Raw genomic sequence first — 26,726 nt, 5'->3', positions numbered from 1 at the left:
CTTTATACTGAGGGGGAGGGGAGCTTTTCCGCTCCCCCTCGCGCCGGGGTTAGGTCTCTTGGCGTTCGCCCTGCTGGGGCTTGCTGTTAGGTTTGATGGTGATTGTAATCCGGTCGGCTAAATCGGGATTATCAGCCAGCAACCTCAGAAGCTCTTGCAGGGCTTCTTTTTTTGCTTTGTCCATCGGCCTGTCCTCCTTTCCGGAGAGGTTTGTTCCTCTCCCTTACAAGAACTATATTACACTAATTCGTGTCACTTGTCAACGGTTATTTTACATTTTTTCGTGGAAATCGTAAAAAAGTTTTTGACAAGCGACACATTTTAGTGTATAGTACGAGTGAGGAGGTGAGAGTATGGGACTCTCTGTTGCCGAAAAGATTCGCCTGATCATGAAAAGGCAGAAAATAACGATGGGCGATCTGGCTGAGGCGTCAGGGCAGACGCGGCAAAACCTGTCCAACAAAATGACGCGCGGGAACTTTACTGAAAAAGACATCACGGAGTTGGCGGCTGCGCTCGGCTGCACAGTCGAAATCCGTTTTGTCACACAGGACGGCGAGGAGATATAAGAAAAGGCCCCGGGCGAATGAACGCCCGAGGCCTTGGAGCAGGCTTAACGCTTGCTATGTATATCCGCGCCGGTGCGCGATTTGACTCTGACATCCGGGTTTTCCTCCCGGATCATCAGATCTGACAGCTCGCACCCCAGCGCCTCACAAATGAGGTCGAGATGCTCCAGGTTGACCCTTTCAGCGATCTCGTGGTACAGGTCATTGATTGTCGAAGGTCGAATGCCTGTTGCCCTCGCAAGGTCAGCTTGCGTCCACCTCCGCTCGCCAAGCCGGGTGGACAGTAAAATCCTAATCATAGCCATGCTCCTTTACGGTAGATTCTAACAACAATTTTAGAATTCCGCAGGGTTTTGGTAGAATATAACGAAATAGGTTATGGCTATGACGAAAAACGAAGCGGCTACCACACAGCAGAGAAACTGTGCGGTAGCCGCTTTTCTTATTTCCGAGCATGGCTGAACGGGCAGACCAAGACGAAAACATCGCTGACCATATAGATCGTCGGAGCAGAACAAAAGCCAGGCGAACCTGCATGGTTCGTCTGGCTCTGCTTTGGTGGAGCCGAGGGGAATTGAACCCCTGTCCGAAAACAGTTTCACGGGACTTTCTCCGGGCGCAGTCAGGTTTCAGAATTCCCGCCCCGCAAAGACACCTGACAGACTTTGCGGTTTGGTAGAGTCATGATGCGTGGGCAGGTCAACTCTTTCCCGCCTCACGGACGCCACATCAACGACGCCTTCCCCGGCCTGTGGCCTCTCCGGTTCAGACGGCTGCTTTAATTAAGCAGCAATAGCAACAGTATTGTTGTTATTTAATTTATAAAATTGCCCGTTTTATGGCGGTCAGGCGCCGCCGCCCGCTTGTCCCGCTTCCCCATCCCCGTCGAAACCTTTACGGCCCCGTCGTCGGAGCAAATGTCACTCATTCCGTTTCCGCCTTCCGGCGAAAACTTCATCCGCTCCATTGCTCCTCCTCTTTCGTTCCATAAACGCTCTGCTGGTTTGTAAAATAGGAAAGCAGAATTTGCTATTTGGAATTGTAACACATTCCTATATCGGAATGTGTTACAATTCCGTGACAGTTTCAGGTTTTGGTCAGCTTGACCATCAATTTGGCCGGGGTGAGCTTGGCCAGCAGACGGTAGAACTTATAGAACAGTCTGGGGGTGTAGATGGTCTGCCCCGCTCTGGCCGCCCGCAGCGCACCGCCGGCCACCTGTACCTGATCGCAGTAGGGCAGCAGCTCAAAGGGCCTGGAATCCACCACATGACCCACTGCCAGAAACTCTGTGGCCATGGGGCCGGGGCAGACGGCGGTAACGGTGATGCCCTTTGCCTTCAGCTCCTCCGCCGCGCCGATGGTGTAGGCGGAAACGTAGGCTTTCGTGGCGGAATACACCGTCATCCGGGGGGTGGGGCAGAAGGAGGCGATGGAGCTGACGTTCAAGATCCGGCTCCCCTTGTCCATATAGGGCACCGACAAATTAGTGATGGCAGTCAGCGCCCGGAGGTTCAGATCGATCATCCGGGTCTGGGAAACGGTGTCGATCTCGCCGATGTTCCCCAGATATCCGCATCCGGCGTTGTTCACCAGCAGGGCGATCTCCGGCTGTTCCTCCACCAGATGCTCCTGATAGGCGGTAAAGCTCATGGTGTCGCACAGGTCCAGCGGCAGCGCCAGGGTGCTGATCCCCTTTTCCTCCAGCTGCTCTGCCAGTTCCTGAAGGCGGTCCGTCCGGCGGGCAATGAGCCACACCCGTTCAATTTCCGGGAATACGGAATAGAACTGCCGGACAAATTCCCGGCCAAGGCCGGAGGACGCGCCGGTAATAACTGCTGTTTTCATGGTCAGATCTCCTTTCGGAGTATTTTAGTGGGTCTCGGGAGCGGGATACTCGACGCCCTGGGTATCCACCCGGACGGTTGCCATGACCACGGGCTTCTTGGGCATATCGTTCATCATGTTCCGCTGGACACGGGAAATGTCAATGGCCACATCCTGACCCTCGGTGATCTTGCCGAAGGCGGCGTACTGGCCGTCCAGATGAGGAGCGGGAGCCACCATCACAAAGAACTGGCTGCCGGCGGAGTTGGGTGCCATGGTGCGGGCCATGGACAGCACGCCGGTCTCGTGAATCAGGTCATTCTGGCGGAAGCCGTTGCCGGCGAACTCGCCGTTGATCTCATAGCCGGGGCCGCCCATGCCGTTTCCGTTGGGGCAGCCGCCCTGGATCATGAAGCCGGGGATGACCCGGTGGAAGGTCAGGCCGTCATAGAAGCCCTTGTTAGCCAGAGAGATGAAGTTGTTGACGGTGTTGGGAGCCTTCTCGGGATACAGCTCACCGCGCATAATGCGGCCGTCCTCCATAGTGATGGTTACGATGGGATTGCTCATATACATTCGTTCCTTTCTGATCTGTTATCTGCGGGCCTTCATGGCCCGGTCCATTTCACGGGCGGCGTCCCGCTTGGCGGTGGCGTCCCGCTTGTCATAATTCTTCTTGCCCTTGCACAGGCCGACCTCCACTTTCACCTTGGCATTCTTGAAATAGATGCTCAGGGGCACCAGTGTGTAGCCGTCCTGCTTGACGAGAGCGTGGAGCTTGCGGATCTCCCGCTTGTGCATCAGCAGCCGCCGGTCCCGGTCCGGGTCCCGGTTGAAGATGTTGCCATGCTCGTATGGAGAGATGTGCATGCTGTGGACGAACAGCTCGCCGTCCTGTACAGTGCAGTAGGAGTCCTTCAGGTTCATCGTGCCCGCACGGATGGATTTGACCTCCGTGCCGCACAGCTCGATGCCTGCCTCGTACTTATCCTCCACGAAGTAATCGTGGTAGGCTTTGCGGTTCTGGGCCGCGATTTTGATTCCCTTTTTCTCCGTGGGGACCACCTCGTTTCCAATGAGTCAGTATACCATAGTTTTCCCATGACTTCAAGAAAAACAAGCCCTTTGCAATTCAACACGCCTATGCTATAATAAACTGAATATAGTATAGGCAGGGTCTCTGCCCTTTAAACGAGGTGGATAGAATGGAAATGCCCATGGATCTGACGGAGGTCAAGCTCCGCCGCAAGGACGTATTTGAGGGTAAAATCATGACGGTGCATGTGGATGACGTGCGCCTGCCCAACGGCGAGGAAGCCACTCGGGAAGTGGTGGATCATGTGGACGGTGCGGCGGTTCTGGCCCTGGATGAGGCCAACCGGGTGCTGGTGGTCCGCCAGTACCGGTATGTATTTGGCAAGGTGCTGGATGAGCTGCCCGCAGGCAAGCTGGACCCCGGCGAGGACCCGGTGACGGGCGCTCTGCGGGAATTGAAGGAGGAGACCGGCGCAGAGCCGGAAACCTTCCTGCCCCTCGGCAAGCTCCTGCCCGCCCCCGGCTGCTACGGGGAAACACTGCACCTGTTTTTGGCCAAGGGACTGAAATTCAGCCAGCAGCAGCTGGACCCCGATGAATTTCTCAATGTGGAGCGGGTACCCTTTGATGAAATGGTGCACCGCTGCGTCAACGGTGAGATCGATGACGCCAAGACCGTGGCCGCAGTCCTGCGGGCCAAGGTCCTGCTGAACCTGTAATAGAAAATAAAGGAGGTACGTTTCCTTGGAACGGAAAACGGACGCCCAGAAAACCATCCTCATTGTGGAGGATGAAAAAAATATCGTAGACATCCTGCGCTTCAACCTTCAGCGGGAGGGCTACCGCACCGTGGAGGCCTATGACGGAGCCGACGGTCTGGAAAAGGCCCGGAAGGAAAACCCCGATCTGATCCTGCTGGACGTGATGCTGCCGAAGATGATCGGTTTTGACGTGTGCCGCACCCTCCGGGAGGAGGGCAACAACGTGCCCGTCATCATCCTCACCGCCCGGGAGGAGGAGGCCGACAAGGTATCCGGTCTTGAGATCGGCGCCGATGATTACATTACCAAGCCCTTCTCCATGCGGGAGCTGATCGCCCGGGTGGGAGCCAACATCCGCCGCACGGCTATGAACACCGCCGCCGCGGCCACCGCTGCGGCCACAGCCATGCCGGTGGCAGGGGACCTCTCCATCGACACGGACAGCCATCAGGTCTTCCGGGACGGCAAGCCTTTGGAGCTGACCACGCGGGAATATGAGCTGCTGACCTTCCTGGCCAGCCATCCCAATAAGGTCTACTCCCGCATCGACCTGATGGAGCAGGTCTGGAACTACGGCTACGTGGGCGACGATCAGCGGACTGTGGACGTGACCGTCCGGCGTCTGCGGGAAAAGATCGAGGAAAACCCCGCCAGCCCCAAATACATCCTCACCCGCCGGGGCGTGGGGTACTATTTCGCGGTGTAATCCCCACCGGCTCCGGTGACGTTCCTCGCGTTCTTCTCATGTTTTGAAGAGGACACAGGGATCTTCTCCGGGACGCGCCCGCCCCCGCAAACGGCGGGCCGTACAGTTTTCAGATCCTTTGAACACCATAAAGGCGGTGATTTTTTGTTCCGCAGCTTACATATGAAGCTGACGCTGATCCTCCTGCTGCTGATCACATCCCTGATGGCGGTGGTAGGCGCGTTCCTGACCACCAGCGTCACCAGTTTTTATATCGACAGCTTTTATCAGCAGATGAGCAGTGCCTTCGGCGCGGACCGCCGGGAGTTTGTGGCGGACCTCCGCAGCGCCGCCGCTCAGCCGGACGGCGCTGAGCGTATTCAGGAGATCCTGGAAGTCAATGCCGGTATGCTGGGCATCGACTACCGCACCCGGAACTACTATGTGCTGGACGGCACCGCAGGCAGCTTTCTGGCTGGCAGCGCCGAGTCCTCCGACCTGCCCCGGGAGCAGTCCGCCAACCTTCTGACCGCCCGGAACGCGGTTGCACGGAAGGACGCCTCCACCGTAGGCGACGAAAGCGATATCTCTGCCGACTACATGGATGTGGCCATCCCCATCTTCGGCGGTGACAACGCCTTCATCATCTACATTCTGGATAACAAGGACACGGTATCCGATCTGAATAACCAGCTTTTCCAGATCATCATGCAGGCCCTCATCATCGGCTTGCTGATCTCCGTGCTGCTGAGCTTCCTGCTCTCCAAGACCATGGTGGGCCCCATTGAAAAGCTGACCATCGGCGCAGAGCGGGTGGCCGCCGGTGATTTTGACAGCGAGCTGCCGGTGGAATCCACCGACGAGATTGGTATTCTCACCGGAACGTTTAACGAGATGGCCGAGGTCCTGCAGTCCACACTGGCTGCCGTGGAAAACGAGCGCAACAAGCTGGATACCCTGTTCCTCCACATGACCGACGGCGTGGTGGCCTTTGACCGGGAGGGGCACCTCATCCACTGCAACCCCGCCGCCACGGAGCTTTTGCGGCGATCCATCGATCCCAGCTGCACCTACGAGGAATTGCTGGGCGACCTGCATCCCTTCCAGAACGTGCTGGCCCTCCAGAAACCCAACTACATTGAAGATGAGTTGGTGGTGGGAGACCGGACCCTGGCCCTCTACCTCACGCCCTTCTCCGACAAGGCCCAGGGCGGCGTTCTGATCCTGCTCCATGACGTGACGGAACAGCACCGGAATGAGGAACGGCGCAAAGAATTCGTGGCCAACGTGTCTCACGAGCTGCGGACCCCCTTGACCAACGTCCGCAGCTACGCCGAAACCATCCGGGATGCCGGAGATGACATTCCCCGGGATATGGAGAACAATTTCCTGGACATCATCATTACGGAAACGGACCGCATGACCCACATCGTTCAGGATCTGCTGACCCTCAGCCGACTGGACGCCGGCAGCACCGAAATGGTGTTCACCCGGTTCCCCTTCCACGACGCCATTGAAAGCGTGGTCCGCTCCAACAGTCTCAACGCCAAGCAGCGGGGCCATGAGCTGACCTATGTGCCGGAGGGCGAGCTGCCCCTCATCACCGGTGACCGGAGCCGTCTGGAACAGGTGATGATGAACATTCTCGGCAACGCCATCAAGTACACTCCGGACGGCGGACACATTCGCGTCACCGCAGGAGCCGGCCCCGACACCGCCTGGATGGAGGTCCGGGATGACGGCATCGGCATCCCGGAAAAGGACCGGGAGCGTATTTTCGACCGCTTCTACCGGGTGGATAAGGCCCGTTCCCGGGAATCCGGCGGCACAGGCCTTGGACTATCCATCGCCAGAGAGATCGTCCAGCGGCACCACGGCACCATTTCCCTGGTCCCCCATGAGGGACCGGGCACCACGGTCCGTCTGGAGCTGCCCATCACCCAGCCCGCCCCCGGCGCACCGGAGGATACGGCAGAAAACACGTCGGCTCAGCAGTAATTTCAGCTTTTATCAGAAAGGAGGGACCGGCCATGCGCTACCGGGATTTTATCCAAAATATCACCATCACGTTTCTGGCGCTGCTGTCCCTGTTCCTCTTTTCCAGAACGCAGTTTTTCCAGTTGGGCGCTGCCGCCGGCAGCGGCACCTGGCAGCGGCTCACCGCTCCTGTCAGCGACCAGATCTCCGATGCCCCCTCCTCCGATACCCTGTCCGCCCCGGTGCGGGCGGCCGTCACCGGAGAATACGGCCGGTATGGCAGCATCTCCCTCACCACGGACAGCGAGAGCTTCACCCCCATCAAAACACTGCTGCGGGAGGTTCTTGGGTCTGCCCGCAGCCGGATGGATTCCAGTGCTGCCGCCTTCCGGTCGGCTTTGGGAAAACCGTCAGTCTACTGTGACTTTTTAGAGCCCCTGCCGGTGTCCTATCTGGCGGACCTCATGGGTATCACCGCAGAAAGTGAGCTTTCCGTCCGCGCTCTGGCCGCAGCGGAGCAGAACGGTCAGGTGGTCCTGCTGCTGTGGGACGGCAGATCCCGCTATTACCAGTGCGTCACTGCCGTGCAGCCCTCTACCCTGACGGAGGTACTGGATCACTTTGAGCTGGGCGTTACCGCCTTTGCTTTTGAGGATCTCAGCGGATACGGCCAGCATCTGGCCCCTCTCTCCCTGTTTCCGGACCCTCTCCCTGAGCTGCCCCAACTGACGGTGACGGAAAGCACCGTTTCCACAGAGACGCTGCTCTCCGTTCTGGGCTTCAACCCCCACACCAATTCCCGCTACACCGACGCCGGCGGCGCGGAGGTAGTGGTGGAGGGAGACCGGGTCATCCGCATCAGTGGCAGCGGCACCTTCTCCTACACCAGCGGCGGCGAAACGGTCCTCTCCGTAGAAAGTGCCGGGGGCCTTCCCACGCCTCGGGAAGCCGTCTCCGGTGTTCTGGAGCTGTTGGATCAGTTGATCCCGGAGGGCGATGCCCGGCTGTATCTGCAGAAGTGGCAGCAGTCAGAAACCGAGACTTTCTTGACCTTCGGCTACCAGTCCGGCGGCGTTCCCATCCGCTTCGCGGACGGCTCCGCTGCCGCTGAGGTGACGCTTTCCGGCAATACGATCTCCGCTCTGTCCCTGCGTCCCCGGCAATACAGCGCTGCCAGCTCCGCCTCGCCTCTGCTGCCGCTGCGGCAGGCTATGGCCATCGCCGGGAGGACAGAGGGGGCCGAGCTTTCCATCGGCTATGCCGATACCGGCGTCTATCCGCTCTCTGCCGTCTGGCTGACGGATTGACATCACACTTTCTGAAAGGAGTTGAGCGGCTACGGAACGCTATCGCCTGAAAAACATCATCATTCTGATTCTGGCGCTGCTCAACGCCTTTTTACTGACGTCTCTGGCCATTCGGGGCAACGAGGAGCGGGTGGCCCGCCGCACCCAGCAGCAGAAACTGGTCTCTCTGTTCGCGGCGGACGGCATGACGCTGGACCCCGCTCTGATCCCCACGGACACCGCCGTTTCCACCTATGCGTTGATCCGGGATGAGACAGCGGAGCGAAAGGCCGCCACCTTTCTTCTGGGAGATAATCTGGAGCGCACCACTCAGGGCGGCGGCATTTACACCTACACCAGCCAGCAGGGCGCCGCCGCCTTCCGGGACACCGGCAGCTTTGACGCCGCCGGTTCTCTGTCACAGGAGAACGCGGAAGCATTTTGTCGGGATTTCTGCAAGGCATTTTCTTACGATACGCCGATATTTACGCTGGATGAAACGGGCAGCGGCACTGCAACGGCTGTCCGCCTGTGGAGCGGTACGCCGGTGTTCAACGCCGCCGTCACCTTTACCATCGATCAGGGCCGCGTCCTGTCCGCCAGCGGCGCTCTGCTGCCGGAGACCGGCGCGGAGACCTCCTCCGGGCAAAAGCCCCTCTCCGCCTTCGCCGCCCTGACTGCCTTTCAGCAGATGCGCCACGCCTCCAGCTCCGTGGTGTCCTCCATCACGGAGGTCAGTCTCTGCTACGAGCTGCAAAGCACCACCGCCGCTCCCATGGCGCTGGTTCCCTCCTGGCGGATCGTCACGGATACGGCAACTTTTTATGTAAACTGCATTTCCGGTACCGTCCGCCGGGCATAAAATTGTTTGAATTTCATATTTTGTCAGGAATCGTTTGCTTTTTCAGGCAAAGTATGCTATACTGACGCCGATCATAATGAGTGGTACTGTCCACTTTTTTCTCAGGGTGCATGAAGTGCCAGCCCGACGGACAAACTAATCCCGGCGCAAGGCTTTCTCCCCGCAAAAGAATACCTGAAACGAGGTCAGAACGTTGACAAAATACATCGTACACGGAGGCAAGCCTCTGTTCGGCGAGGTGGAGATCAGCGGTGCGAAGAACGCCGCCGTTGCCATTATTCCCGCCGCCATTCTGGTGGACGGCGTCTGCCGCATTGAAAACATCCCCCAGATCTCCGACGTTACCGCGATTTTGAAGATTTTGGAGCAGCTTGGCGCGTCCATCCGCTCCATCAACCGCCACACGGTGGAGATTGACAGCCGTCACATCCACACCACCAGGACCTCTTATGAGCTTTCCCGGAAGCTCCGGGCTTCCTACTATCTCATCGGCGCTCTGCTGGGCCGTTTCGGCCGGGCAGAGGTTGCCATGCCCGGCGGCTGCAATTTCGGCGGCGTCCGCCCCATCGACCAGCATGTAAAGGGCTTTTCCGCTCTGGGTGCCGGTGTCACCACGGAGGGCGGCTATATCAACGCTATCGTGGAGTCCGGCCGTCTCACCGGAGCCAACATCTATCTGGATGTGGTGTCCGTAGGCGCTACCATGAACATCATGATGGCCGCCGCGCTGGCTCAGGGGGACACGGTGATCGAAAATTGCGCCAAGGAACCTCACATCGTGGATCTGGCCAACTTTCTGAACTCCATGGGCGCCGACATCCGGGGCGCCGGTACGGATACCATCAAGATCCGGGGCGTGGAGCGGCTGTCCGGCGGCTCTTATGCCATCATTCCCGATCAGATCGAAGCCGGTACCTATATGGCTGCCGTGGCCGCCACCGGCGGTCAGATCCTGGTGAAAAACATCATTCCCAAGCACATGGACTGCATCACCGCCAAGCTCCAGGAGTGCGGTGTAGAGGTGGAGGAGCAGGATGATACCCTGCTGGTACGCCGTACCGCCCGCCTGAAAAAGGCCAACGTCAAAACCCTGCCCTATCCCGGCTTTCCTACGGATATGCAGCCCCAGATGACCACCGTCCTCACCCTTGCTCAAGGGACCAGTCTAGTGACCGAGGGTGTCTGGAGCAGCCGCTACCGCTATGTGGATGAACTCAAGCGCATGGGCGCCCGTATTCAGGTGGATGACAAGACCGCCGTGGTAGAGGGCGTGGAAAAGCTCACCGGCGCACCGATTCAGGCTTATGACCTGCGGGCCGGCGCGGCTCTGGTCATCGCCGCTTTGGCGGCAGAGGGTGAGAGCGAGATCTCCAACGTGCAGTATATCGAGCGGGGCTATGAGGACATCATCGGCAAGCTCCGGGCTCTGGGCGCGGACATCCGCGCCGTGGAGGAGCCGGACGAGGATGCCCTTTCCACTGCGCAAATCAGCTGAACTTCACGTCCGTCAGGGAGTGTGCCGGCCTTGACCGGCCCATTCCCCGGCGGACGTTTTTCAAAAGAGAGGTATTTTCTTGACCACCGTACATACGCTTGCCAGCGGCTCCTCCGGAAACGCCGCTGTGCTCTCCTGCGGAGACACCCATCTGCTGATCGACGCCGGGATCTCCTGCCGCCGGATCACTGCGGCCTTGAAAGAACTGGGACTGACTCCGGCAGACCTGACGGCTATTCTGATCACCCACACCCATTCTGACCATATCTCCGGGCTGAACACCCTTCTGAAAAAAACAATCTGCCCGCTTCTTGCCACCCCCCGGACCTGCCGGGAGCTCAGCTGCCGGGTAGAGGGGATCGACCCCCGGCTCATGGGACTGGACGGTCCCATCACCTTGGGAGAGATCGATATGCAGCCCATCCCCACCTCCCATGACGCCCCCGGCTCCTGCGGCTGGCGGCTGGACACAGAGAGCGGCAGTGTGGGTTTTCTCACCGACACCGGCTACGTCACCGACGAGGCGCTGGATCTGCTGCCCGGCGTGGACTTTGTCATTTTAGAGTCCAACCATGATGTAGAGTCTCTTTGCTCCGGCCCCTATCCCTATTACCTGAAGCAGCGCATTTTGGGTCTCCAGGGCCACCTATGCAACGAGGACGCCGCCCAGTTTGCCGTCACACTGGTGGAAAACGGCGCCAACGACATCGTTCTGGCCCACCTGAGCCGTGATAACAACACCCCCGCTATGGCGCTGAACGCCGTAGCCGCCGCGCTGGACGGTACCGGACTGGCTCCGGAACTGTCCGTAGCGCCCCGGGACACCGTCGGCCCGTGCCACATCGTCAGAAGGAGGGCCTTATGCAAAAGATGACCATTCTCTGCACCGGCAAGCTGAAGGAAAAATTCTATCTGGACGCTGTTGCGGAATACGTCAAGCGGCTGAGCCGGTTCTGTAAATTAGAGATCATCGAGCTGCCGGAGGAACGGCTGCCGGAGGATCCCTCCCCCGCCCAGATCGAGGCGGCCCTCTCCAAGGAGGCCGACGCTGTCCGGGCCAAGCTGCCCAACGGCTGTCTGGTGATCGCCATGTGTGTGGAGGGGCGGGAGCGCTCCAGCGAGGAGCTGGCCCGCTATCTGGCGGACAGCGCCGCCCAAGGCGCCAGCCACATCGTCTTTCTCATCGGCAGCTCCTTCGGGATGCACGAATCCTTGAAGCGGCAAGCCGCTCTGCGGCTGTCCATGTCCCCCATGACCTTTCCCCACCACCTGCTGCGGGTGATGCTTTTGGAACAGATCTACCGGGCCTACCAGATCAACGCCGGAAGCAGATACCATAAGTAATTTTTCAGGCGAACACACAGAACACTGTTGATACGATATAAGGAGGTACTTGCAAATGGATTTCATGCAGGAATACGAGAAGTGGCTCCACAGCCCCGCCCTCTCTCCGGAGGAACACGCCGAACTGGAGTCTATTAAGGACGATCCCAAGGAGATCGAAAGCCGATTCTTCGGCCCGCTGGAGTTCGGCACCGCCGGTCTCCGGGGCACTATGTACACCGGTTTACATAACATGAACATTCATGTGATTCGCTGGGCCACCCAGGGCTTTGCCGACGTCATCGCTGCCGAGGGCGAGGAGGGCAAGCACCGGGGCGTGGCCATCTGTATGGACTGCCGCAATCACTCTATGGAGTTCGCCCGGGCCGCCGCCGAGGTCTGCGCCGCCAACGGCATCCACGTTCGCATTTTTGATTCCCTGCGCCCCACCCCGGAACTGAGCTTCGCCGTCCGGGAATACGGCTGTCAGGCGGGCATCAATGTCACCGCCAGCCACAACCCCAAGGAGTACAACGGCTACAAGGTCTACTGGTCCGACGGCGCGCAGCTTCCCCCCCACCACGCCGACGCCATCGCCAAGCGGTTGGAGGAAATCGACATTTTTGACGGTGTGAAGCGGATGGACTTTGAGGAAGCCGTAAAGAGCGGTCTCATTGAGACCATGGGTGACGAAACGGACCGGAAGTTCATGGCCAATGTCACCGCCATGATCAATGACCGGGAGACCGTCGCCAAGGTGGCGGACACCTTCAAGCTGGTCTACACCCCCTTCCACGGCTGCGGCTACAAGCTGGTGCCGGAGGCGCTGACCGCGCTGGGCATCAAGCACCTGATCCCCGTGCCGGAGCAGATGGTCATCGACGGCAATTTCCCCACGGTGGTCTCTCCCAACCCGGAAAACCCGGAAGGCTTCTATCTGGCCATCGATCTGGCCAAAAAGAACGATGTGGACTTCATTCTGGGTACCGATCCAGACAGCGACCGCGTGGGCATCATGGTGCGGAACCACGAGGGCGAGTTCCAGCCCGTTACCGGCAACCAGACCGGCGTGCTGCTGCTGGATTACCTGATTGGCGCGCTGAAACGTTCCGGGAAGATGCCCGCCAACCCTGTGGCCCTCAAAACCATCGTCACCACGGAAATGGCCCGGAAGGTGGCGGAGAGCAATGGTGTAAAGTGCTTCGATACCTTCACCGGCTTCAAGTTCATGGCGGAAAAGAAGAACGCCTTGGAGGAGTCCGGCGAGGGTAAGGTCATCTTCTCCTATGAGGAATCCTATGGCTATATGCTGGGTGATTACGTCCGGGATAAGGACGCCGTCACTGCCTCCATGCTGCTGACGGAGATGGCCGCGTGGTATGACGCTCAGGGCATGACCCTCTTTGACGCACTGAATGCCCTGTATGAAAAGTACGGCTGGTACGCAGAAAAGACCCACAATCTGGTGATGCCCGGTCTGGACGGTCTCCGGGATATGGCGAAGCTGATGAAGGATCTCCGGGAAAATCCCCCAACGGAGATCAGCGGCGTCAAGGTCATTGTCCGGAAGGATTATACCGACGGCAGCGTGATCGACTGCGTCACCGGCGCTAAGAGCCGCATGGAGCTGTCCGGCTCCAACGTGCTGCGGTATGAGTTGGAAGACGGCACCGTCATTTTGGTGCGTCCCTCCGGCACGGAGCCGAAGATCAAGGTCTACATCCTGACTCAGGGAGCCGATGCTGCCGCGTCCAACGCCAATCTGGAAAAGTACGGCCGGTGGGTGGCCGCTCTGAAGCCTTGATCAATTACACAAACTTAATTAAGCCGGTGCCCGGAAACATAGTTTCCGGGCACTTTTTTGCGTTTTCTAAGGTATTCTCCGCAATTCGCAGGTCTTTCCAGATTCTTTGAAGCTGTGTTTGCGTTTTTCGCCGCAATTTGATTCGGCACTTAAAGCGCTGCGGCTTTCCGCGTATAGGAAAGCGTCCGCCGTTCGGCGGACGCTTAAGACTGTCGATAAAGTGGTAAATTCTCCGCGACGGTAAGGTAGGGCAGCCGTTAGCGGCTGTGCCGCTTTACGGATGCTGCATACCCCTTGCGGGTGAAGGGTGTGCGTGGGAAACCCAAGAAGGGATACACCGTCGGCTCAGGCCAAACAGCGGATACTGCGTATCCGCTGTTTGGGAGCCTTCCTCGAAACAAGCTCGCTTGATCCGCCACCGGCGGCGCTTCGCCTATTTCCCTGCGCCATTGAAATCCTTAGTTTTCAGAACTTTTATAAAGTTCTGAAAACTTGCTCATCGGGGTGAAAAGACTTTTCACCCCGATGAAGCGTCCGCCGTTCGGCGGACGCTTTCGGGTGTTCTGTAAACTCAGACGTTGGCAGTCTCCCGCGCCGCGTCTGCTTCAGTTTCCGATTCCGCGGCAAGCTTTGTCGAATCGGCTGCCTCCGCAGGCTCCGTGGTCTCGGTCTGCTCCGTTCCCTTTTCCGGCAGCGCCGCTTTTTCTTTGCGGGCAGGCAGCTTTTCAGAAGCTGCTTTCAAAGCCTTGGCGGCTTTGGACTCCTTCTTAGGCTGCTCGGTCCGCCAGTGGAGGGTAGTCTTATTGAACATCGGCTCGCAGACATACAGCACGGCAGGCATCACGAACAGGCAGATGCAGGCGGAGATCAGAGCACCCCGGGCCAGCATGATGCAGATGGCACCGATGAGGTCGATCGAGGACACAAAAGACACACCCAGGGTGGCGCAGAACATCACCAGCGCGCTGGTGATGATGGAAGCGTCCGCCGAATCCGCTGCGATGCGGATAGCCTCCTTCCGGTTCTTGCCGCTTTGCAGTTCTTCCTGGAACCGAGAGGTCATCAAAATGGCGTAGTCCACCGTAGCGCCCAGTTGCACGCAGCTGATGATGGTAGGTGCGATGAAAGGCGTGGAAGCGCCGGAGAAGTAGGAGAAGCCCTGATTCAGGAAGATCGCCAGCTCAATGGTGGCCACCAGCACCGCCGGAACGGTGATGGACTTGAACGCCCACGCCACGATGATGAAAATACAGGCAATGGACAGGTAGTTTGCCACCACGAAGTCCACGGCGGTGGTGTCGATCAGATCCCGGTACATGGCGCCCTCGCCGGTGATCATGGCGTTTTCATCGTACTGCTTCAGGATGGCATTCATCTCGTCCAGCTGGGCCGCCACCGCATCGGTGGCCGGAGAATAGCTGGAGTTCACCATCATCAGCTGATAGCCCCCCTGCTTGAGCATATCCTTTACCTCATTTGGAATGAAGAAGTCAGGAATGCCGGTACCCAGCATCTTATGGTAGGATACCACGGAGGTAACGCCCTTGACCTCCTCCATGCGGTTTTCGATGTCGCTCATCTCCGCCGGATTCAAATCGTCCCGCAGGACGATGAAGTGAGAGGTAGCCATATCGAAGTCGTTTTTCAGCTTTTCGTTGGAGACGATGGAGGGCAGGTCCCGGGGCAGGGACTCGTCCAGCTTGTAGTAGATTCCGGCGTGGGACTGGGCGTAGTAGGCCGGGATGAATAGGAGCACAAAAATCACCATAATGACCTTGTTATGCCGCAGGATAAAGCTGTTCACCTTGTCAAAGCTGGGCATCAGACTCTTATGCTTGTGCTTAGTGATCTGCTTATCGAAAATCAGCACCAGAGAGGGCAGCACCAGAATAACGGTAGCCACGCCCAGCACAACGCCCTTGGCCATAACAATGCCGATATCCCGGCCCAGCGTCAGCCGCATGACGCACAGGGCCAGAAAGCCCGCTACCGTGGTGAGGCTGGAGGAGGACAGAGAGCGGAAGGCAGCAACCACCGCCTGCGCCATGGCGTCCCGCTCGTCATCGTAGTTGGGGCGCTCCTCCTCATACCGGTGGTAGAGGAAGATGGAATAGTCCATGGTAACGCCCAGCTGCAAAACCGCGGCGATAGCCTTGGTGATGTAGGAAATCTCCCCCAGGAATATGTTGGTGCCCATATTGTAGATGACGGCCAGGCCGATGCTGGTGAGGAAGATAAACGGCAGCACCGTGGATTCCAGCGTCAGCATCATGGCGCACAGGGCCAGAATCACCGCCAGCCCCACGAAGATGGGCAGCTCGCTGTCCATCAGGTCGCGGGTGTCCTTGATGACCACGGAGAAGCCCGCCAGGAAGCACTTTTCATTACAGGCCCGCCGGACCTGCTCGATGGCCTCCATGGTCTCGTCCGAGGCGCCGGGGTGGCTGTACTGAATGATCATCATGGTAGCGTCTCCGGCGAAGAACATATCCCGGAAGTTGGCGGGGATCATGTCCGTGGGGATCTGGATGCCCATAAGGTTGCTGATCCAGATGGCGTTGGAAACTCCGTCAATGGCCTTGATATCATTGAGCAGGCTGTTGGTATAGCCTGCGGGCATACTCTCCACCACCAGCATGCTGGTGGCCGCCATTTTAAAGGGCTCCTCCAGCAGCTTTTCGCCATGAGAGGATTCCAGGTCCTCCGGCAGGTAGGACAGAATGTCGTAGTTGATGCGGGTGGAAATATAGCCGATGGCGGCGGGAATCAGCATCAGTACCGCCATCATGGCCACCAGCTTCGGCTTGCGGGTCAACCATTTTGCGATTTTTTCCAGCATGGCCGATCAATCCTTTCCGCCGAACAGGCCGGTAATGGCCGCCCAGAAGTCCTTGAACATCTGCGCGACACGCCCCCAGAAGGTAGTCTGCACCTCCGCAGCGGCCTCAGCCTCCGTTTCATCCTCGTCCGGCATGGTGATCTCCTGAGTGCGGATCAAGATCTGAATGCTCTCAGGAGAGGGGTTGCGGCTGTCGGTGAGAGACACGGTCTCGGCGGTGGCATTCATCAGCAGGAGGTTGTTCACGTCGCCGGTATACTCATCCCAGGTGTCCTCGATGATGTCGCAGATGCTGGACTTGGCGTCCTTGATCTGTCCGGCGGTGCCCATGGTCTTGGCAGTGCTCCGCAGGACGGCCGCCAGACCCTCCAGAGTCTGCTTGGTGCCGTCATCCAGCGTAGCGCCGGTGGATTTCATCAGGGCTTCCGTGTCGCTGATGAGGCCCTGCGTATCCCGGATGGTCTTGATGGCACTGGTGCTGAGGCTGCTGACGGTTTTTAGAGTATCCTGCAAAACCGGCTCGTAATCATCCAGAATGTCCTGCAGATCCCCCACATCATCCAAGATATCCCGGAGGTCCGCAGAGGAATGACGGATAGCGGCGGACAGGTCCTCGGCACTGTTGAGCAGAGAGGACAGATTTTCGATCCGGCCGCACAGAGCGCTGAGGTCGCTGATCACCTGACTGGTGGGATCCTTCAATCTATTCATCACACCTGCCAGTGACTTCTGAAGCTTGGCGATCTCCGCCATGGCGCTGTCCAGACCGCCGGAGATCAGGTCCACCACCGCACCGCCGACACTCTCACTGGGGGGCCGCGGCGCATCCGGTTCCGTTTCAGTTCCCGGGTTTTCAGGGTCAGGCGGATTTGGGGCGCCTGTGGGATCCTTTTGGGATCCGCCGCCGTTGTTCTCTCCGCTGTTCTCTCCGCTGCCGGTATTTGCGGAACCGTTTTCTTCTGTGTTGGGGGAATCAGGCGGATTCTGTGCACCACTGTCGCCAGTTCCGCTCCCGTTTCCGGTGTCCGTGGAAGAGCCTTCCGCAGTTCCGCCCGTGCTTTCAGAACCGCTGCCGTCGGGAGTCTTTTCGGACGAACCATCGGAATGATCGCCGGAAGGTGCACTGTCTCCGCCGGAGGTGTCCTTCTCAGGACTGTCCTCAGGATCGTTGTGCAGCAGCGCGCCGGAGAGAGTCCCTCCCTGGTCGGGGGTATCGCCGCCTTCCACCTTGCCGCTGGCATACACCAGCCACAGATCGTTCATCTGCTTGGCTGTGGCGGCACTCTGTCCCAGGACTTGCTGGCAGAACTGCTGGAAGGTCATTTGAGCCTTTGCCTGATAAGCGGTTTCCAGAGCAATTACGCCTTCCAACTGTTCAATTCCAGCCTCTAACTTCTTAATTCCAGCTTCTAACTCTTTAATGTTCTCATTTAAGGTGATTACACGAGGGTCATCGTCTCCCACGCCAGACTCTTTCAATTTCTGAAGTTCACCTTGAGCAGTCGCAAGCGAACTTTTTGCCGCTTCCAGTTTTCCCTTATAAATAGCCAACTCCGTCTCAAGCGCAGCAACAGATTCGTTTTGTTGCACCTTCGCCGCTGCATTTTTTGCAGTACCAGCAGCGTCAGTACTGCCTTGTTTTTTTAGAATAATCGCAAAGTAGGTCTGCCGGTCGGCAACGTAGGCGCTGTGGGCCTCCTTCACCTGGGCCACGGTCACGGAGCCGATATTTTGATTCTTGTCAATACTCTCGTTAATTTTGTCGGTGGTGTCCTTTACGGTGCCGCCCAAAGCCTTTTGCAGGTTCTTCAAACTCTCGCGCAGACTGCCCAGCGCACTGAACACCTTGCGCACATCGCCGGTGCCGTCTTCCAGATCTCTCAGGGCACTATCCACATCCTTCAGATCACCCTTCAGGTCGGAGACTGTGTTGGTCATGCTGCGCAGGGTGGACTTGGAATCAGAAATGGTTTTGCTCAGGGTCTCGATCTGCCCCTCCACCGGCTCCAGCACATCCGCCAGATTGGAGAGATCCTCCCGCAGAGCGTCCGTTCCGGAATAGATCACGCCCTTGCCGTCGGAGAAAATGCCCCGGGCCTTATTCAGCTGCTCCAGACCGTTGGCAGAGGCGTTCAGGCTGCCGGTCATGGCCGTCATGGCGTCCAGCAGGGAGTCAATGCTGCCGGAGAGCTTGTTGTAGTTCTCCTCCAGATCGTCCTTCCGTTCAGACAGCTTGGCGATCTCCGCCAGCTGGCTCAGAGTAGCCGGCACCATCAGGAAGGTCATGCCGCCAAAGGAGAAATCCTCGCTGCCTACCCGAATCGTATAGTGGCACTCTTCACCGGGCAGACCGAGGAACAGCACCGCCCGCAGGTTGCCGATCAGCTGCACCTGGGCGCCGGGGGCTTCCAGAGACAGGATGTCATCCTGATTGAAGATCGCCATGGCTTCCAGGGTGTAGTTGTTCCGGGCGTACTCGCTGGCCCGTCCATTGGGCACGATGTCCAGCCGGATTTCCACCACGCCGGCCTGTCCCGCCAGATCCTCTGCCTTGGTAGGCACACCGTTGAGGGTATAGCTCATAGAGATCGTCCAAGGAAGCTGCTGGAAGGGCTTTGTGGTTTTGCCCTCGAAGTAGAAGGTCCCGGGCAGGGCCTTTTCGTCCAGCCGGAAGGTGGTCATGCCACCGTTCCGGGCAGGCACCGTGCCGTCGGTCAGGTTGATGATCTCATCGTAATCGCCGTAGTCTGTCAGCGTGGCAATACCGTTGGTGCGGTAGCTCTTTACCACACTGCCGTCGGTGAGATTGCCGTAGTAGTCCGTCATGGCGTAGTATGCCTCGTCATAGGTGGCGGTCACACCGTCACCGATAGCGGCCGCCGGGATGAAGCCCAGCACCATCAGGGCGGACAGTGCGCAGCTTCCCACACGCAGAAGCTGTCTTTTCGCGGTTTTCACTGGATTTCGCATCTTACTTTCTTCCTTCTATTTAAATTTTGCAGAATACAGGTCAAAACTGCGCCGGGAAGCGCAGATCCGTCCGCTCCCACGGCATCCCCCGGCCGTTTTCGCCGAAGGGACCGTAAGCGGCCAGTCCCCGGTAAATCGGCCGGGTCAGCCCGAACCGTCGGATCACCACGCCGGGCCGCATATCCACATGGTCCTCCAGCCAGACCGCCAGCGTCTCATCGCGGATCATACCTGTGCCGAAGGTGTTCACCGACACGCTGACGGGGTCCGCAAGGCCGATGGCGTAGGCCAGCTGCACCTCGCAGCGGTCCGCCAAGCCTGCCGCCACCACGTTTTTCGCCAGATACCGGGCCAGATAGGCCCCGGTGCGGTCCATTTTTGTGGGGTCCTTTCCTGCCAGAGAACCACCCCCATGGTGGGCTGCGCCGCCATAAGCGTCCGACACGGCTTTCCGCCCGGTGAGGCCGGCGTCCCCAGCGGGGCCGCCGATGACGAACCGGCCCGTGGGGTTGATATAAAGCAGAGGCTCCTCGTCCGTCAGCGCCGGGGGCAGCACCGGCAGGATCACCTCCCGCCGCAGCGCCTCCCGCAAGGCATCCGTGCGAACGTTGGGCGTATGCTGGGCGGAAAGGACCACTGTGGTGATCCGGGCGGGCCGTCCATCCTCATAGGCCACGCTGACCTGAGCTTTGCCGTCCGGCAGCAGCCAGGGCATCCCGCCGGAGCGCCGCATGTGATCCAGCCGCTTCACCAGCGCCCCTGCCAAAGTGACCGGCAAGGGCATCAGTTCCGGGGTCTCCCGGCAGGCGTAGCCGGTCATGATCCCCTGATCCCCGGCGCCGGTATCCTCCGCCGAACGGTGGCTGACGCCCTGAGCGATATCCGGTGACTGCGGATGAAAGCGGATCTGAATGTCACAGTGATCCGCATCCAAGCCCAGTCCGGGGCGGTCATAGCCGATGTCCCGCAGCACCTCCCGGGCCACAGCCTCGTAATCCGGTTCCTGCCGGGCGTTGATCTCTCCGAACAAAAGCAGATGGTTTTCCCACACAGCCGCCTCGCAGGCAGCTCTTGCCTCCGGGTCCTCCGTCAGCAAGGCGTCCAGCACCCCGTCGGCCACCTGATCACACAGCTTATCCGGGTGACCTCTGGTCACAGCTTCCGATGTCAGAACGTGCCTCATATTGCACCTCTTCTCCCTCAAAGCGCCCAATGCGCCCTTTTTCTCCATACTGAAAGTGTAACATGTTTCCTCCGGCGCCACTATGGGCATATCTGCCGCCTGTGCCTAATGGTATGAGAAAATGCCCCGCAAAAGTTCAGGCAAAATTGCCTCCGTGCCTAAAGCCCTAAAGATTTCGTTAAAAACTCGCACTTGAGACTGGTCCGGTTTCCGTGTATAATGGATATGAAAAGGAAATTTATTTCAAAAGGAGCGGACTATGGCACAACAGACAAAAAACGCCATCCGGCGGGCCTTTATCCAGCTTCTGAATGAACGCTCTCTGGATAAGATCTCCATCAAGGACATTGCGGAAAAGGGCGCGGTGAACCGCAACACCTTCTATTACTATTATGCGGATATCTATGCGCTGGTAGAGGATATCCTGCAGTTGGAGATCGAGGATTTCCAGTCCAAGCTGCGCCGGTACGACAGCTGGCAGGAGGCGTTCCGGGACGCTACGGCCTTCGCCACCCAGAACAAGCGGGCCGTGTATCATCTCTACAATTCCGGCAACCAGGAAACGATTCGGCGCTACTACCATAAGGTAACGTTAGCCGCCATGACCTCCTATGTCCGGGATCAGGCCGAGGGCCTTCCTGTGGATGATGAGGATATCCGGGTCCTGTCGGAATTCTATGCCGCCGCGCTGTCCGGGCTGACCGCCCTGTGGCTGCAAAACGGCATGAAATACGATACTGATGCCTACATCGACCATCTGGGACATCTGCTGGACGGCAATATCCGCCGCTCTCTGGAACGGAGCTGTCAGGATTCCGGCCAAGCATAAAAGCATCCACCCGTCATAACGGGTGGATGCTTTTTATGTCTGAAGCCGGTTGCTTTTTCCGCTGTCGGCATAAGCGGACGTTCCGCTTGGAACATCTGCGGTTGTTTATCCCTTCTTCCCGGCGGATCTCTCCGCCTTTTTTCCGTTCCGCAGAAGGCTCTTCTCCGTTTCTTCCTGAATGCCCTCCAGCGTCATCCGCAGGTTGCTCATAAAGAGGATGCTCATAAATTTCAGCAGAGCCTCCCGGGTCTCCTTGTCCAGATCCTTCAAGGCCCGGACCATAGGCCGCACCGCTTTGAAGCTGTCCGCCTTCAGGTCCGTCAGGGTCTGGGCACCGGAGGCCTCCAGCACCTGAAAGGCGCTGTCCACAAATTTTTCCCTCTGCTCAATGGTCAGCCCCTGGACCCAGCCCCGCAGCTCCTGATCCGTCAGGCGGGCCTGCCGGGTGACACTGTGAAGCCGGACAAATCGGTTCCCCAGCACCGCCCAGGAAAAGCCGTCATGCTGCATGAGGCCCTGCTGGCTGCTGTCTACCACGGTGTAGTCCTCCTCGTGCTCCAGCAGCATCCCTACCACGGAGGATTTGGGTACGATGGTGTGGATGCGCTCCGCCAGCCGGATATGCCGGGGCAGAGACAAAATATCGTCATGGAAGCCGGGGCCGTCATTGGACCAGACGGCGGCGATCCGCCGCTGCACCGCCGTGGGACAGAACACCCCCGCCCACACTGCCAGATTGCCGCCCTTGGAATGGCCGCCCAGCCGCAGCTTGATCCGGGGGTACTGATGGGCCATGGCCTCCGTGTATGCCACTGCCATTTTCTGAGCAGGGACCTCCCGCATACAACTCAGATAGAAATCCTCTTTCCACCCTGCCAGCGTATCGTCGGTGCCCCGGAAGGAGAGGTAGACGGTGCCATCCCCGCACTCTGCCGCCAGCGCCGCGAACTGCTCCGCCTTCACCGTGTCCAGATGGTCCACAAAGCCGTTGAGCTTCATGTCCCGGAACCGGGGCGAGGCTGCCGTCCGGCGCAGCAGCTCCGGGATCTGATTGGGCACCAGAACGCCCATGTCGATGGGCCGACCTTCCGTTTTGGCAAAATACGCCTCCGCCGCCTTCCACAGGGGCACGGCCCTCCCCCCGCCGGGGCCGGGGACGATGCCGCCGAAGTCCACGAAGGACAGCTCCGCCAAGATCAGGTTATCCACTTCGTTAAACGGATCCTGCGCCAGCGTCAGATCCCCCCGCCAGTCCAGATAATCCAGAATATTCGCCATAGCCGTCCCTCCGTTTCGTTTTGATGAGGGTATTATATCCGCTTGCACTGCGACTTACAAGGCGATATTTGTAAATTTCGTTCTAAGGCCCGCCGCCCCCTCATAGGATGGAGCATCACAACCGAGAGGTGGACGAGATGACAAATCAAACCCGAAACGAAGTGCTTTTGGAGGGGATCCCCGTGGGTGCTCCGGAGCCATCCCATGAAAATCACGGCCAGCTTTTTTACCGTCAAATCCTGGAGGTCCCCCGGCTGTCCGGCACGGCGGACCGTCTGCCCCTGCTGGTGCGGCAGACACAGCTGCCGCTGCTGAAAGAGGGCGTTCCCCTCCGGGTAGAGGGACAGCTCCGCTCCTTTAACAACCGGTCCGGCCCCGGACGGCGTCTCGTGTTGACGGTGTACGCCCGGTCCCTTCAGCCGGGGCTGGGAGAGCCGGTCAACCGCATCCTGCTGGCCGGGACATTGTGCAAGCCGCCTATCTACCGGCGGACGCCGCTGGGCCGCAGCATCAGCGATCTGATCTTAGCCGTGCCCCGGAGCTACGGCCGGGCAGATTACCTGCCGGTGATCGCGTGGGGACAGGTGGCGTCACAGGTGTGTACCCTGGAGGCAGGTGCGCCCCTATCCCTTGAGGGGCGAGTCCAGAGCCGGGTGTATCGAAAGGTGACGGAAACCGGCCCGGAGGAGCGGACAGCCTACGAGGTGTCCGTCATGCGGCTGCTGGAAATGGATGAGGAAGCATAAAAAAGCAGACGTCGCTTCATGCAGAAGCGGCGTCTGTTTTTCGTTGTTTTCTCAGTCGTTGGTGTAGTTGTCGAAATAGCCCTGAATGTAGACGATGGGGGTACCCTTGTCGCCAGAGCCGGAGGTCAGGTCGCACAGGGAGCCGATCAGGTCCGTCAGGCGGCGGGGGGTAGTGCCCTCGGAGACCATGTTGCCCACCAGAGAGCTGCCGTCCTTAGCGGCGATGCGGCCCTTGATGGCCTGCCGCAGCTCCTCGCCGTTCAGACCGGCGAAATCGTTATCTGCCAGATACTTCAGCTTCAGCTCGTTGGGCGTGCCCTCCAGACCGGCGGTGTAGGCGGGGGACACCACAGGGTCTGCCAGCTCCCAGATCTTACCAACGGGGTCCTTGAAGGCACCGTCGCCGTAGACCATAACCTCCACATGCTTGCCGGTGGCGTCATACAGCTTCTTCTGAATGGCCTCCACCATGCTCTGGCAGTCGCGGGGGAACAGCTTCACCGTATCCTCGGTGGCCTTGTTGGTGCCCAGCAGGCCGTAGTTCTCGTTATAGCCGCTGCCGTTGACAGGGGCGGTGAGGATCTCGTCCAGAGAGAACACCTTTTCCGCACCGGCGGCGATCAGGCGGCGCTTGGTGCGCTTGCGGGTGTGGATGTCGCAGTTGATGACATTCTTGGTATAGGGCAGGATGGCCTTGGCGTCATTGGCGAAGATGACCTCCGTCTCCGCGCCGCAGTCCCGGATCAGGTCCATGTAGTAGGCCACATAGTCCACGCCAGTGAAGGGGTGCACGGTGTAGCCGAACAGCTCCCGGTATTTTTCCAGGGTCAGCACGTCCCGGTAGGGGTCCACGCCCTTTTCGTCCATCACATCCGGGTCGATCAGGTGGTTGCCCACTTCGTCGGAGGGATAGCTCAGCATGAGGACGATCTTCTTCGCACCCTTGGCAATGCCCCGCAGGCAGACGGCGAAACGGTTGCGGCTGAGGATGGGGAAAATAACGCCCACCGTTTCACCGCCCAGCTTTTCCTTCACGTCGGCGGCAATATCGTCCACGGAAGCGTAGTTGCCCTGAGCACGGGCCACGATGGCCTCGGTCATAGCCACTACGTCCCGATCCCGGATGGCAAAGCCATCCTCCGGCTGGGCGGCAGCCTCCAAAACGGACTTGGTGACGATCTCCACCAGATCGTCGCCGCTGCGGATAATAGGCGCCCGGACGCCCCGGGAAACAGTACCGACCATACGGCTCATAAAAAACTCCATTCCGCCGCCACATGGCGGCACACATGATTTTAGCTTCAAGCACAGGGCCTTTTGCCCCAGCTTATTTATTTTAACAGATAGGTTGACCTTTGTAAAATTAAAAAATGCACTTTCAGATATCAATTCTGCTTATATTTTTACCTATCGTATCTGTTGGTTTTATGATTCGCTATCCAAAAACACGGTTCGGCCGTCGATCCGGTCGCCCTCTACCGTTAATATACCGTAGGTAGGCCGCAGGCCCTTGCCCACAGTTCCCGGATTCAGGAACAGCGTTCTGCCCCGCTTGTCCACCAAAGGCTTGTGGGTATGGCCAAACAGAAAGGCATCTAAATGGTCCTGCTCTGCCTTCAAGCCCGCCGTCAGCAGGGAGGTTTTTACGCCGCAGGTGTGGCCGTGGCAGATCAACACACGGCAGTCCCCTAAAAACAGCAGTTTTTCCGCCGGCTCCTCCGGACGGCAGTCACAATTTCCGGGAACGTGCTCCATGGGAATGTCCGGATACCGTTCCGCCAGCCGTTCCGCATCCCGCCAGCAGTCCCCCAGATGGAGGATCATGTCGGGCTTTTCCCGTTCAACCGCCTCCTCCATATTGGATATATTTCCGTGGGAATCCGAAAGCACCAGAATGTTCATAGCAGTCTCCTCTTGTGTGGCATATTCATAGTCAAAAACAGTATACCCTGTTTTTTTCGCCGGTGCAAGGGCCGTTGCGGAACCCGGTGAAGTATGCTATACTGCTGAGGAAAAAATCAGGACGCCGCAGAGCGGGAAAACGAGGTAATCATGGGACATTTCGATCATCTGAATGTGGCCTTCTTCACAAAAGCCGCTATTTACCCCGGCAGCATCGGCACCTTCCGCTACCGTTTTCAGCGGGAGGGCTGGACGGACGGAAAGGGCACTCTCACTGTCTGGGTCTACGAGAACACCAGCTTCGAGCTGGCCAAGGATGTGGAATCCCAGACCTTCCCGTGGACGGAGGAGGGCGTGGAGCAGGTGAAGGCGTGGCTGGAGGAAAAGTTGGCGGAACGGGGCAGCCAGCCCTATTCCATCCCCTACCCCGCCCCTAAAGCGGAATGATATGTACTGGAATGACCTGAACTCCCGGCTAAAGGCGGAATACGGCTGCAAGGTCTACAAGCTGGCCCTGTCCTCCGGGTGCTCCTGCCCCAACCGGGACGGGACGCTGGACACGCGCGGCTGCATTTTCTGCGACGGCGCAGGTGCGTTCGCGGAGGCCGGAGCCATCCCGGATCAGCTGGCAGCCGCCAGACTGCGGGTAGCCGCCAAGGCTGGGACCGATGCGAAATACATCGCCTACTTCCAGTCCTTCACCAACACCTATGGGAATGTTGACCGCCTGCGGCGACTGTTCCAGGCGGCCATAGAGCCGGAGGATGTGGTGATCTTATCTATCGCCACCAGGCCGGACTGTCTGGGGCCGGATATTCTGGGCCTATTGGAGGAGCTGAATCGCATCAAGCCGGTGTGGGTGGAGCTGGGCTTGCAGACGATCCACTCGGAAAGCGCCCGGTATCTCCGCCGGGGCTATGACCTGCCGGTATTCGACCGGGCGGTGAAGGATCTGAAAGCCATCGGCGTGACGGTCATTGTCCATCAGATCTTGGGGCTTCCCGGCGAAACACCGGAAATGATGGCGGAGACCGCCCGCTATATCGGTCAAAGTGGGGCGGAGGGCGTGAAACTCCATCTGCTCCACGTCCTCCGGAACACGGATCTGGCGGCGGAGTGGCAGGCAGGCCGGGTGCAGACGCTGGAATTGGAGGAATATATTTCCATTCTGGAGCTGTGTCTGCGGAATCTTCCACCGGAAACAGTCATCCACCGCCTCACCGGGGACGGCGCGAAGCGGGACCTGCTGGCTCCCCTGTGGAGCGGAGATAAAAAGCGGGTACTGAACGCCATTCATCAGGCATTTCTGAGAGACAATCTGATTCAGGGCAGCACCCTATAAAAACGTTCGCCGT

General features: G+C 58.8%; 25 protein-coding genes and 1 other RNA gene. 14 read left to right on the top strand and 12 right to left on the bottom strand.

All coding sequences use genetic code 11. From position 1 onward, the window contains the following. Positions 1 to 49: 49 nt before the first annotated feature. Positions 50 to 184, bottom strand: coding sequence for a hypothetical protein (locus H8Z83_RS19900; protein ID WP_256152932.1), 135 nt, complete (start codon positions 182 to 184; stop codon positions 50 to 52). Between the two features lie 169 nt (positions 185 to 353). Between H8Z83_RS19900 and H8Z83_RS12835 the strand changes: the two genes are divergently transcribed. Beyond that, positions 354 to 569 (top strand): helix-turn-helix domain-containing protein, encoded by a 216-nt coding sequence (locus H8Z83_RS12835; protein WP_118358530.1) that lies wholly within the window; start codon positions 354 to 356, stop codon positions 567 to 569. 44 nt (positions 570 to 613) lie between these two features. On the opposite strand, the gene H8Z83_RS12830 is transcribed toward H8Z83_RS12835, so the two are convergent. The 5 genes from H8Z83_RS12830 to smpB all read right to left on the bottom strand — a co-directional run bounded on the left by H8Z83_RS12830 (position 614) and on the right by smpB (position 3,461). Beyond that, positions 614 to 868, bottom strand: a complete 255-nt coding sequence (locus H8Z83_RS12830; protein ID WP_186962993.1) for a helix-turn-helix domain-containing protein — start codon at positions 866 to 868, stop codon at positions 614 to 616. Positions 869 to 1,125: 257 nt separating this feature from the next. Continuing rightward, positions 1,126 to 1,473, bottom strand: a transfer-messenger RNA (tmRNA) gene (gene ssrA / locus H8Z83_RS12825). A 182-nt stretch (positions 1,474 to 1,655) separates the two neighbouring features. Further along, on the bottom strand, positions 1,656 to 2,417 hold the full coding sequence (locus H8Z83_RS12820; RefSeq protein WP_187015414.1) for an SDR family NAD(P)-dependent oxidoreductase: 762 nt from the start codon (positions 2,415 to 2,417) through the stop codon (positions 1,656 to 1,658). Between the two features lie 24 nt (positions 2,418 to 2,441). Continuing rightward, on the bottom strand, positions 2,442 to 2,966 hold the full coding sequence (locus H8Z83_RS12815) for a peptidylprolyl isomerase (RefSeq protein WP_187015413.1): 525 nt from the start codon (positions 2,964 to 2,966) through the stop codon (positions 2,442 to 2,444). A 24-nt stretch (positions 2,967 to 2,990) separates the two neighbouring features. Next, positions 2,991 to 3,461 carry an SsrA-binding protein SmpB gene (smpB, locus tag H8Z83_RS12810; protein ID WP_366464263.1) on the bottom strand — a complete coding sequence of 157 codons (471 nt, stop codon included), beginning with the start codon at positions 3,459 to 3,461 and terminating at the stop codon, positions 2,991 to 2,993. A 140-nt stretch (positions 3,462 to 3,601) separates the two neighbouring features. Between smpB and H8Z83_RS12805 the strand changes: the two genes are divergently transcribed. From H8Z83_RS12805 to H8Z83_RS12765, 9 genes are all read left to right on the top strand, one after another. Continuing rightward, positions 3,602 to 4,150 (top strand): NUDIX domain-containing protein, encoded by a 549-nt coding sequence (locus H8Z83_RS12805; protein ID WP_187015412.1) that lies wholly within the window; start codon positions 3,602 to 3,604, stop codon positions 4,148 to 4,150. Positions 4,151 to 4,175: 25 nt separating this feature from the next. Next, positions 4,176 to 4,898 carry a response regulator gene (locus H8Z83_RS12800; RefSeq protein ID WP_187015411.1) on the top strand — a complete coding sequence of 241 codons (723 nt, stop codon included), beginning with the start codon at positions 4,176 to 4,178 and terminating at the stop codon, positions 4,896 to 4,898. 144 nt (positions 4,899 to 5,042) lie between these two features. Then, positions 5,043 to 6,875: an ATP-binding protein gene (locus H8Z83_RS12795; RefSeq protein WP_187015410.1), complete on the top strand. Its 1,833-nt coding sequence runs from the start codon at positions 5,043 to 5,045 to the stop codon at positions 6,873 to 6,875. Positions 6,876 to 6,907: 32 nt separating this feature from the next. Continuing rightward, entirely contained in the window at positions 6,908 to 8,161 is a 1,254-nt protein-coding gene (locus tag H8Z83_RS12790; protein WP_187015409.1) for a hypothetical protein, read from the top strand. Positions 8,162 to 8,291: 130 nt separating this feature from the next. Further along, entirely contained in the window at positions 8,292 to 9,002 is a 711-nt protein-coding gene (locus H8Z83_RS12785) for a two-component system regulatory protein YycI (protein WP_187015408.1), read from the top strand. Positions 9,003 to 9,195: 193 nt separating this feature from the next. Then, positions 9,196 to 10,497, top strand: coding sequence for a UDP-N-acetylglucosamine 1-carboxyvinyltransferase (gene murA, locus H8Z83_RS12780; protein WP_187015407.1), 1,302 nt, complete (start codon positions 9,196 to 9,198; stop codon positions 10,495 to 10,497). Between the two features lie 79 nt (positions 10,498 to 10,576). Next, a complete protein-coding gene (locus H8Z83_RS12775) occupies positions 10,577 to 11,371 on the top strand; it encodes an MBL fold metallo-hydrolase (RefSeq protein WP_187015406.1) in 795 nt (264 codons plus the stop codon). Continuing rightward, positions 11,359 to 11,841: a 23S rRNA (pseudouridine(1915)-N(3))-methyltransferase RlmH gene (gene rlmH / locus H8Z83_RS12770; RefSeq protein WP_187015405.1), complete on the top strand. Its 483-nt coding sequence runs from the start codon at positions 11,359 to 11,361 to the stop codon at positions 11,839 to 11,841. The genes H8Z83_RS12775 and rlmH overlap by 13 nt, the downstream gene beginning before the upstream one ends. A 55-nt stretch (positions 11,842 to 11,896) precedes the next feature. Then, complete coding sequence (locus H8Z83_RS12765) at positions 11,897 to 13,624, top strand: phospho-sugar mutase (RefSeq protein ID WP_187015404.1); 1,728 nt, start codon at positions 11,897 to 11,899, stop codon at positions 13,622 to 13,624. 571 nt (positions 13,625 to 14,195) lie between these two features. On the opposite strand, the gene H8Z83_RS12760 is transcribed toward H8Z83_RS12765, so the two are convergent. From H8Z83_RS12760 to metK, 3 genes are read right to left on the bottom strand one after another with little or no spacing between them, the layout of a single operon-like run. After that, the gene (locus tag H8Z83_RS12760; protein ID WP_187015403.1) at positions 14,196 to 16,463 is read right to left on the bottom strand and encodes an efflux RND transporter permease subunit; all 2,268 of its coding nucleotides are present in this window, start codon (positions 16,461 to 16,463) and stop codon (positions 14,196 to 14,198) included. Between the two features lie 6 nt (positions 16,464 to 16,469). Further along, positions 16,470 to 19,433: a hypothetical protein gene (locus tag H8Z83_RS12755; RefSeq protein WP_187015402.1), complete on the bottom strand. Its 2,964-nt coding sequence runs from the start codon at positions 19,431 to 19,433 to the stop codon at positions 16,470 to 16,472. 40 nt (positions 19,434 to 19,473) lie between these two features. After that, positions 19,474 to 20,616: a methionine adenosyltransferase gene (gene metK / locus H8Z83_RS12750; protein ID WP_187015401.1), complete on the bottom strand. Its 1,143-nt coding sequence runs from the start codon at positions 20,614 to 20,616 to the stop codon at positions 19,474 to 19,476. 259 nt (positions 20,617 to 20,875) lie between these two features. On the opposite strand from metK, the gene H8Z83_RS12745 reads away from it, so the two are divergent. Beyond that, positions 20,876 to 21,445, top strand: coding sequence for a TetR/AcrR family transcriptional regulator (locus tag H8Z83_RS12745; RefSeq protein ID WP_187015400.1), 570 nt, complete (start codon positions 20,876 to 20,878; stop codon positions 21,443 to 21,445). A gap of 105 nt (positions 21,446 to 21,550) precedes the next feature. Here the strand turns inward: H8Z83_RS12745 and H8Z83_RS12740 are convergent, their stop codons facing one another. Continuing rightward, positions 21,551 to 22,723, bottom strand: a complete 1,173-nt coding sequence (locus H8Z83_RS12740; RefSeq protein ID WP_187015399.1) for an Mbeg1-like protein — start codon at positions 22,721 to 22,723, stop codon at positions 21,551 to 21,553. 137 nt (positions 22,724 to 22,860) lie between these two features. On the opposite strand from H8Z83_RS12740, the gene H8Z83_RS12735 reads away from it, so the two are divergent. Beyond that, positions 22,861 to 23,469, top strand: coding sequence for a single-stranded DNA-binding protein (locus H8Z83_RS12735; RefSeq protein ID WP_187015398.1), 609 nt, complete (start codon positions 22,861 to 22,863; stop codon positions 23,467 to 23,469). Positions 23,470 to 23,520: 51 nt separating this feature from the next. Here H8Z83_RS12735 and H8Z83_RS12730 read toward each other — a convergent pair whose 3' ends face one another. Next, positions 23,521 to 24,723, bottom strand: a complete 1,203-nt coding sequence (locus H8Z83_RS12730) for a coenzyme F420-0:L-glutamate ligase (protein ID WP_187015397.1) — start codon at positions 24,721 to 24,723, stop codon at positions 23,521 to 23,523. Between the two features lie 171 nt (positions 24,724 to 24,894). Beyond that, positions 24,895 to 25,371, bottom strand: coding sequence for a YfcE family phosphodiesterase (locus H8Z83_RS12725; RefSeq protein ID WP_187015396.1), 477 nt, complete (start codon positions 25,369 to 25,371; stop codon positions 24,895 to 24,897). A 150-nt stretch (positions 25,372 to 25,521) separates the two neighbouring features. Here H8Z83_RS12725 and H8Z83_RS12720 point away from each other — a divergent pair, with 150 nt between their 5' ends. Together H8Z83_RS12720 and mnmL are read left to right on the top strand one after the other, a co-directional pair. Further along, positions 25,522 to 25,818, top strand: a complete 297-nt coding sequence (locus H8Z83_RS12720; RefSeq protein ID WP_187015395.1) for a hypothetical protein — start codon at positions 25,522 to 25,524, stop codon at positions 25,816 to 25,818. Position 25,819: 1 nt separating this feature from the next. Continuing rightward, positions 25,820 to 26,713, top strand: a complete 894-nt coding sequence (mnmL, locus tag H8Z83_RS12715) for a tRNA modification radical SAM protein MnmL/YtqA (protein WP_187015394.1) — start codon at positions 25,820 to 25,822, stop codon at positions 26,711 to 26,713. The last annotated feature ends 13 nt before the right edge of the window (positions 26,714 to 26,726 follow it).

Origin of the sequence: Dysosmobacter segnis (assembly GCF_014297285.1) — a bacterium.
GTDB lineage: Bacteria > Bacillota > Clostridia > Oscillospirales > Oscillospiraceae > Oscillibacter > Oscillibacter segnis.
This window is presented reverse-complemented; position numbering and strand designations above follow the sequence as displayed.